Genomic DNA, 6941 nt, shown 5'->3' with positions numbered 1-6941 from the left:
GAAGATCCCATTCCGACGGGGGGGGGGGCCCCCCCCCCCCCCCCCCCCCTCCCCCCCCCCCCCCCCCCCCCCCCCCTCCCCCTCCCCCCCCCCCCCCCCCCCCCCGCGTCACGGGGGATGCACGGGGGGATGGACGCCGCGTCCGCCCCGTGATCATCTTGCGGAATGACCTCTGGAACGACCTCTGGGACGCCCTCCGGAACGACGTCCTTCTGGACCGGCGAGCGGATACGCCTGCGCGGTATCGAGCCCGACGACTGGCGCGCGTTCATGCGCTTCGCCACGGACGAGGAGCGGCTGGGCGACCTGCTGGGCCCACCCCGTTCCGCCGAGAGCCACCGCGCCTGGGCGCGGGAGCGGGCCGCCGCCGCGCCCGACGGCGACTGCTTCCAGCTGGTGATCGAAGCCACCGGCTCGGGGGAGGCGGTCGGCGCCGTCGGCACGAACCACGCCGACCCGCGAGCGGGCCGTTTCGAGTACGGCGTCACCATCGCCGCCGAGCACCGGGGCAAGGGCTACGCCTCGGAGGCGGTGGCACTGCTGCTGCGGTTCATGTTCGCCGAGCGGCGCTACCACAAGTGCGAGGCGCGGATCTTCGCGTACAACGAGGACTCCCTCGCCCTGCACCGCCGCCTCGGCTTCGTGGAGGAGGGCCGCCTCCGCGACCACGTCTTCCTCGACGGCCGGCACCACGACCTGGTGCTGATGGGCTTGCTCGCGGGGGAGTTCGCGGGGCGTTAGGACGATGAGCGAGACGAGAGCGATCTCTGCCGCAGTACTCATGCTGGAAGCCATCCGGCAGCTGACCCCACCGACCCGCGAGGGCGTGGCGGCCTTGTTCGCCGCGCAGGGCTGGGACGGCTCCGGGGCCTCCTGGGACAAGGACGGCACCGGAGGCTGGTTCCACCCCTACAACGGCGGCGTGCGCGTCGAGTTCACCCTCTGGACGCGGGAGCCCGACGAGGACACCGGCTACTTCGACGACGTGGAAGCCGCCTACGCGGCGGGCGAGCGGGCCCTGGCCGCCTTCCTGCCCCGGCTGGAGTCGTCGGCGCTGGCGCGGCACCTGCGGCCGGCCGGGAGTACGGAAGAGGACGCGGACGAGTTCATCGCCCACAAGAGGTGGTCCCTGGCCGGCCACAAGCTGGTGGCGGGCGTCGTGCAGGAGGACACGGACCTGCCGGTGCGGGTCGTCCTCGCTCTGGAGTAGCAGGCACCCCCTTTGTTGTGTACGCCCGTACGCAACGATGCGTACACTCGTACACATGGGATACGGACTGCTCGCCGCGGCCATCGCCGCCGAGGTCGCCGGGACGACCGCCATGAAGTACAGCGAGGGGTTCAGCAAGCTGTGGCCCTCGCTGGGCGCGGTGGCCGGGTACCTGGTCGCCTTCGCGCTGCTCGCGCAGACCCTCAAGGTGATCCAGGTCGGCACGGCGTACGCGATCTGGGCCGGAGTGGGCACCGCGGCCGTCGCCGCGATCGGCATGCTCTTCCTCGGGGAGTCCACCGGCCTGGCCAAGCTCGCCGGGATCGCCTTCGTGATCATCGGCGTCGTCCTGCTCAACCTCGGCGGGGCGCACTGATGGCGGCGGCGACACGGCGGTACGACCCCGAGCGGCGTCAGCGGATCATCGACGCCGCGATCCGGGTGGTGGGCCGCGCCGGCATCGCCGGGCTGAGCCACCGCACCGTCGCCGCCGAGGCGGACGTGCCGCTCGGCTCGACGACGTACCACTTCAAGACCCTCGACGACCTGCTCGTGGCGGCCCTCCGCCAAGCCAACGAGGGCTTCGCCAAGGTCGTACGCGCACACGGCGACGCCCTCACCGACCCCGGCCGCGACCTCGCCACCGAGCTGGCCCGGGTGACCGGCGCCTGGCTGGGCGGCGACCGCACCGGCGTGGAGCTGGAGTACGAGCTCTACCTCGCCGCCCTGCGCCGCCCCGCACTGCGCGCCGTCGCCGCCGAGTGGGGCGAACAGGTCACCGAGCTCCTCACCCGACGCACCGACCCGCGCACGGCACGCGCCGCGATCGCGCTGCTCGACGGCATCTGCCTGCACGTGCTGCTGATGGGCGGCGCCTACGACGAGGAGTACGCGCGTGACGCCCTCGCCCGCATCCTCGGCAGGGGCGCCGGCCCCGCTGCCGATAGCGCCGAGTAGCTTCCCCGGGCGGGCCAGTTGGGATCCGCAGAGCCGCATAGCGGGCCTCACGGCGCCCTGGCGCTCGCTTACTGCAGTCGCCCGCAACGCCTTTGATGCCCCCACACACGCCAACAGGGCGGCGTACGCCGACACTCGCGTCGATGTACGCCGCCCTCGGGGCTGGTGGGGGGACGAGCTGCGGGCCGGGGCCCGCGGGGGCATCGGGGTTACCTCGGGTCCTGCTGGAACTTCGAGGTCGACCAGACGTAGCCGAGTACCGCGAGGCCCAGGCACCACCCCACCGCGAGCCATCCGTTGTGGCCGATCTCGGTGCCGAGCAGCAGGCCGCGCAGGGTCTCGATGGCGGGCGTGAAGGGCTGGTACGCGGCGATCGGCTGGAACCAGCCGGGCATCGCGTCGAGCGGGACGAAGGCGCTGGAGAGCAGCGGCAGCAGGATCAGGGGCAGCGCGTTGTTGCTGGCCGCCTCGGCGTTGGGGCTGATGAGGCCCATGCCGACCGCGATCCAGGTGAGTGCCAGGGCGAAGAGTACGAGGAGTCCGAAGGCCGCCAGCCACTCCAGGGCGGTGGCGTCGGTGGAGCGGAAGCCGATGGCCACGCCGACGGCGCCGACGAGGACCACGCTGACGATCGCCTGCAGCACGCTGCCGATGACGTGCCCGACGAGTACCGAAGCGCGGTGGATCGCCATCGTGCGGAAGCGGGCGATGATGCCCTCGGTCATGTCGTTGGAGACGGAGACCGCGGTGCCGACCACCGTGCTGCCGATGGTCATCAGCAGCAGCCCCGGGACGATGTACGCGACGTACTGGGAGCGGTCCGGAACGCCGCCGCCTATGCCCGCGCTCATCGTGTCGCCGAAGACGTAGACGAAGAGCAGCAGCAGCATGATCGGCGTGAGCAGCAGGTTCAGCGTGAGGGACGGGTAGCGCCGGGCGTGCAGGAGGTTGCGGCGCAGCATCGTGGAGGAGTCGCGTACGGCGAGGGCGAAGGAGCTCATCGGACAGCCTCCTTGGGCTGGTCGGGGGAGATGGCGCCGCCGGTCAGGGCGAAGAAGACGTCGTCGAGGTCGGGGGTGTGCACGGTCAGTTCGTCCGCCTCGACGGCGGCCGAGTCCAGCCGGTCGAGGAGGGAGCGCAGCGCGCGCTGGCTGCCGTCGCTCGGGATCTGCAGGGCGAGGGCCTCGTCGTCCGGGGCCGCCCCGCGCAGTGCGAAGGCGGCGCTGCGGTACGCGGCCGGGTCGGTGAAGCGGAGCCGTACGTGTCCGCCGGGGACGAGCCGCTTCAGCTCCTCGGCGGTGCCCTCGGCGGCGATCCCGCCGTCGTTGAGCACGGCGATCCGGTCGGCGAGTTCGTCGGCCTCCTCCAGGTACTGGGTGGTGAGGAAGACGGTGACGCCGCCCGTGACCAGCTCGCGGATGATCTGCCACATGTTGTGCCGGGAGCGCGGGTCGAGGCCGGTGGTCGGCTCGTCGAGGAAGATGATCCGCGGGTCGCCGACCAGGGTCATGGCGATGTCGAGGCGGCGCTTCATGCCGCCGGAGTAGGTGGAGGCGGGCTTCTTCGCCGCCGCGGTGAGGTCGAAGCGTTCCAGCAGTTCGGCGGCGACCCGGCGGCCCTCCCGCCGGGAGAGGTGGTGCAGGTCCGCCATGAGGAGCATGTTCTCCTCACCGGTGATCAGGCCGTCGACGGCGGAGAACTGCCCGGTGACGCCGATCGCCGCGCGCACGGCCTGCGGGTCGGCCGCGAGGTCGTGGCCGCCGACGCGGACCGCGCCGGAGTCGGCGTCCGCCGTGATGAGCGTGGAGAGGATCTTCACGGCGGTGGTCTTGCCGGCGCCGTTCGGGCCGAGCAGGGAGAAGATCGTTCCTTCGGGTACGGACAGGTCGACACCGTCGAGGACGACCTTGTCGCCGTAGGACTTGCGCAGCCCGTGCGCCGCGATGGCCAGGTTGGTCATGGTGGGGTACTCCCTCTCTGCGAACTCTGCGAACTCTGCGAACCCTGCGAGCTCTGTGAGCCGCGGCTCAGATGCTGCGGGCGGCGATGTCGCCGTACGCGGTGGTCGCGTGGATGCTCAGGGGCGCGGCGTCGCCGCCGTCGGTGTTCTTCAGCGCGTTGTGGATCCGGCCGTACCCGGTGCCGGCGTCCAGGGCGGCGGAGACTCCCCGGGCGGCGCCGACCGCGATGTCGCCGTGCTCGGTGCGGAGCGTGACCTCGCCGCGTACGGCCTCGGTGATGCGGAGGTCGCCCTTCTGGGTGCGGATCTCCGCGGCGTCGCCCAGGCGGCCGACCGTGATGTCGCCGGCCTGGAGGACGAGGCGGGCGCCCGCGGTCTCGTCGAGCTTGACCGTGCCGTGCGCGGCCTCGAAGGTGACGTCCCCGAGCCGCCCGACGCCGCGGAGTTCGGCACTGGCCGCCTTCGCCTCGACGCGGGAGCCGGCGGGCAGCTGGACCGTCACCTCGACGGACCCGGAGGAGCCGAACAGCTGGTTCTTCGCCTCCGGGGCCTCGATCCGCAGGACGCCGTCGCCGTACGAGACCCGGGTCTGCTCCGCCGCCTTCATGTCGCGGCTCTTGGAGGCGTCCGCGGGCAGGACCTCGACGGTGGTGTCGGCCCGGTCGGCCGCGATGAACCGGATGTGCCCGGCGGGGATCTCCAGGACGGCGGAGACCGGGGCGGGGGTGGTGAACGTCTGCATCGTGCGCTCCTGGGTGTAGCTGCGTTGTTTCCGACGAGAGAAACGCTACGTTGCATTCAAGGAACCTGCAACAATAGCGTTGCGACGAAACAAGAAAAGCGCAGTTCAGAGCAGTAAAATCGTTGCAATGGTTGAGAAAGTAACGCAACGTCATACCCGCTACGCGTTGCAATGAGCTGGAAGTGAACGCTATGCTGGAGACCTCAAGGACCACACAAGGAGGCCGCGATGCCGGGAGGCAGGCTCACCGAGCAGGAACGCCAGCAGATCGCGCTGGGGCTGGCCGACGGCCTCGCGTACGCGGAGATCGCCAGGCGCCTCGACCGCCCGACGTCGACCATCACGCGCGAGGTCATGCGTAACGGCGGCCCCACCGCCTACCGCGCCGACCTCGCCCACCGCGCCACCGAACGCCGCGCGCACCGCCGCAGGCAGGCCGCCCCCCGAGGGGCGGGGGCGCCCGAGCAGAGCCCCGGGCGGGACGCCGAGGCCGTGCGCGAGTACGAGGAGGCGTTCACCACCCTCCTCATGCAGCAGGGCGTGCCCAAGATGATGGCCCGGGTGCTGACCTGCCTGTTCACCACCGACGCCGGAAGCCTCACCGCGTCCGAACTCGTCCAGCGCCTCCAGGTCAGCCCGGCGTCCATCTCCAAGTCGGTCGCCTTCCTCGAGACCCAGGGCCTCATCCGCCGGGAGCGCGACGAACGCCGCCGCGAGCGCTACCTCGTCGACGACGGCGTCTGGTACCAGTCGATGATCTCCGCCGCCCAGTCCAACGCGCAGCTCGCCCGGACCGCCCGGGAGGGCGTGGGCGTCCTCGGCCCGGACACCCCCGCCGCCGTCCGCCTGGAGAACATCGCCCGCTTCCTCGACTTCGTCTCCGAGAGCATCACCCGCGCCGCCGACCAGGCCCGCGACGTCCTCTACGCGAAGCCCCCGACGGCCTCGGAGGGTACGGCGAAGGCGCCTTAGCCACCGAACAGGGCGACAGGGCGGCAGAGCGACAAAACGCCCATGTTGTCGGTTCAACGTTCCATCCGCGCGCGGTGATCGTGTTCACGTCCTTCCGCCTGGCGGAAGATCGTCGGAGTGGCGTAAATTCGCCATGTCCACCCGATCGGCTGACCTCCGAGGCGGGTGGCTCACGGGGGAAGGTGAGCGGCACGCGGATCGCCTCGGCCATACGGCCAGGGCGCCATCCGGTGTTTCGCGGCGGTGGCGGGTGAATGCGAAGACGGCATCACCCGACCCGCCCACCCCCGGACAGAGGACGTATCGATCCCTGGGGGGAACCACTCAATGCGCAAGTTGCGGGCCATCGGCCCTCTCCTCACCACCGCTGTCGCGGCGGCGCTGCTCTCGGCCGGCATCGCCGCTCCTGCGGAGGCGGCGGGGCGCGGATGGCATGCGCACGTGCAGTGCACCAAGATGCGCATCTCGGACGACACCGCCCATGGCTTCGTACAGGGCCACGGCATCTCCGAGACGAAGCCGAACGCGTGGAAGGCCGCCATCAAGAACGCCAACGACCAGATGCCCACCGGCTACCGTGCGAAGCACTGCACGAAGAAGTCGATCAAGAGGGCGTGAGTCGATGAGGACGCGCACACTGACGTTCGGTCTGTACGCGGACGAGCAAGGGCTGGCATGGGTCAGGCGACTCGTCCAGGAGGCCGCGGCCTCCCGCAGCGCCCGGATCGTCAGGGAGACCGTCGCGCACACGCTCCCCGGGAGCGAGCTGTCGACCGCTGACGTGTACAGCATGCTGGCGGAGCAGTGGGCCTGGGAGCACCCCGGCCAGAGCGGCGGCGCACGGGAACCGGTCGAGCTGCGCGTCCACGTGGTGTGCTCCCTGCGGACGTGGCGGGCGATCCGCAAGACGGTGATCAGGAACATGTGCCCTGAAGGCACGGCGCCCCACGTGTGCCGTGTCCCGTGGATCGCCGCCTGAACCGTCCCGTTCGCAGATTCAGCGACCGGCACACCACCGCACAACACACCAGTACACCAGTACACCAACAGCCTGGTCACGTCCCACGAAGACGTACAGACCACCGGCTGTCGCTGCGCCG

General features: G+C 71.1%; 10 protein-coding genes. 7 read left to right on the top strand and 3 right to left on the bottom strand.

Going from position 1 to position 6941, the window contains the following annotated elements; all coding sequences use genetic code 11:
• Positions 1 to 165 precede the first annotated feature (165 nt).
• Genes ACZ42X_RS14790 through ACZ42X_RS14775 form a run of 4 tightly spaced genes read left to right on the top strand, consistent with a single transcriptional unit; the run spans position 166 to position 2167 of the window.
• Positions 166 to 741, top strand: a complete 576-nt coding sequence (locus ACZ42X_RS14790; protein WP_468288974.1) for a GNAT family N-acetyltransferase — start codon at positions 166 to 168, stop codon at positions 739 to 741.
• A gap of 40 nt (positions 742 to 781) precedes the next feature.
• Positions 782 to 1210: a hypothetical protein gene (locus tag ACZ42X_RS14785; RefSeq protein WP_468288971.1), complete on the top strand. Its 429-nt coding sequence runs from the start codon at positions 782 to 784 to the stop codon at positions 1208 to 1210.
• Between the two features lie 55 nt (positions 1211 to 1265).
• A complete protein-coding gene (locus ACZ42X_RS14780; RefSeq protein WP_468288968.1) occupies positions 1266 to 1586 on the top strand; it encodes a DMT family transporter in 321 nt (106 codons plus the stop codon).
• Positions 1586 to 2167 carry a TetR/AcrR family transcriptional regulator gene (locus ACZ42X_RS14775; RefSeq protein WP_468288965.1) on the top strand — a complete coding sequence of 194 codons (582 nt, stop codon included), beginning with the start codon at positions 1586 to 1588 and terminating at the stop codon, positions 2165 to 2167. Before ACZ42X_RS14780 ends, ACZ42X_RS14775 begins: the two co-directional genes overlap by 1 nt.
• Positions 2168 to 2376: 209 nt before the next feature.
• Here ACZ42X_RS14775 and ACZ42X_RS14770 read toward each other — a convergent pair whose 3' ends face one another.
• The 3 genes from ACZ42X_RS14770 to ACZ42X_RS14760 all read right to left on the bottom strand — a co-directional run bounded on the left by ACZ42X_RS14770 (position 2377) and on the right by ACZ42X_RS14760 (position 4869).
• The gene (locus ACZ42X_RS14770) at positions 2377 to 3168 is read right to left on the bottom strand and encodes an ABC transporter permease (RefSeq protein WP_355362237.1); all 792 of its coding nucleotides are present in this window, start codon (positions 3166 to 3168) and stop codon (positions 2377 to 2379) included.
• Complete coding sequence (locus tag ACZ42X_RS14765) at positions 3165 to 4127, bottom strand: ATP-binding cassette domain-containing protein (protein ID WP_468288962.1); 963 nt, start codon at positions 4125 to 4127, stop codon at positions 3165 to 3167. Before ACZ42X_RS14765 ends, ACZ42X_RS14770 begins: the two co-directional genes overlap by 4 nt.
• A gap of 67 nt (positions 4128 to 4194) precedes the next feature.
• Positions 4195 to 4869 (bottom strand): DUF4097 family beta strand repeat-containing protein, encoded by a 675-nt coding sequence (locus tag ACZ42X_RS14760; protein ID WP_468288959.1) that lies wholly within the window; start codon positions 4867 to 4869, stop codon positions 4195 to 4197.
• Positions 4870 to 5097: 228 nt separating this feature from the next.
• On the opposite strand from ACZ42X_RS14760, the gene ACZ42X_RS14755 reads away from it, so the two are divergent.
• From ACZ42X_RS14755 to ACZ42X_RS14745, 3 genes are all read left to right on the top strand, one after another.
• Positions 5098 to 5841: a GbsR/MarR family transcriptional regulator gene (locus ACZ42X_RS14755; protein ID WP_468288956.1), complete on the top strand. Its 744-nt coding sequence runs from the start codon at positions 5098 to 5100 to the stop codon at positions 5839 to 5841.
• A gap of 327 nt (positions 5842 to 6168) precedes the next feature.
• Positions 6169 to 6459 carry a hypothetical protein gene (locus ACZ42X_RS14750; RefSeq protein ID WP_468288954.1) on the top strand — a complete coding sequence of 97 codons (291 nt, stop codon included), beginning with the start codon at positions 6169 to 6171 and terminating at the stop codon, positions 6457 to 6459.
• 4 nt (positions 6460 to 6463) lie between these two features.
• Positions 6464 to 6820: a hypothetical protein gene (locus ACZ42X_RS14745; RefSeq protein WP_468288952.1), complete on the top strand. Its 357-nt coding sequence runs from the start codon at positions 6464 to 6466 to the stop codon at positions 6818 to 6820.
• The last annotated feature ends 121 nt before the right edge of the window (positions 6821 to 6941 follow it).

It is taken from the genome of Streptomyces sp. NPDC030862 (assembly GCF_055571835.1).
The sequence above is the reverse complement of the archived record's forward strand: the minus strand, read 5'-3'. Positions and strand labels throughout refer to the sequence as shown.

Excerpts from the sequence above, each read along its gene's own strand:
- ACZ42X_RS14790 (WP_468288974.1), top strand. The coding sequence starts at position 166 with ATGACCTCTGGAACGACCTCTGGGACGCCCTCCGGAACGACGTCCTTC.
- ACZ42X_RS14785 (WP_468288971.1), top strand. The coding sequence starts at position 782 with ATGCTGGAAGCCATCCGGCAGCTGACCCCACCGACCCGCGAGGGCGTG.
- ACZ42X_RS14780 (WP_468288968.1), top strand. The coding sequence starts at position 1,266 with ATGGGATACGGACTGCTCGCCGCGGCCATCGCCGCCGAGGTCGCCGGG.
- ACZ42X_RS14775 (WP_468288965.1), top strand. The coding sequence starts at position 1,586 with ATGGCGGCGGCGACACGGCGGTACGACCCCGAGCGGCGTCAGCGGATC.
- ACZ42X_RS14770 (WP_355362237.1), bottom strand. The coding sequence starts at position 3,168 with ATGAGCTCCTTCGCCCTCGCCGTACGCGACTCCTCCACGATGCTGCGC.
- ACZ42X_RS14765 (WP_468288962.1), bottom strand. The coding sequence starts at position 4,127 with ATGACCAACCTGGCCATCGCGGCGCACGGGCTGCGCAAGTCCTACGGC.
- ACZ42X_RS14760 (WP_468288959.1), bottom strand. The coding sequence starts at position 4,869 with ATGCAGACGTTCACCACCCCCGCCCCGGTCTCCGCCGTCCTGGAGATC.
- ACZ42X_RS14755 (WP_468288956.1), top strand. The coding sequence starts at position 5,098 with ATGCCGGGAGGCAGGCTCACCGAGCAGGAACGCCAGCAGATCGCGCTG.
- ACZ42X_RS14750 (WP_468288954.1), top strand. The coding sequence starts at position 6,169 with ATGCGCAAGTTGCGGGCCATCGGCCCTCTCCTCACCACCGCTGTCGCG.
- ACZ42X_RS14745 (WP_468288952.1), top strand. The coding sequence starts at position 6,464 with ATGAGGACGCGCACACTGACGTTCGGTCTGTACGCGGACGAGCAAGGG.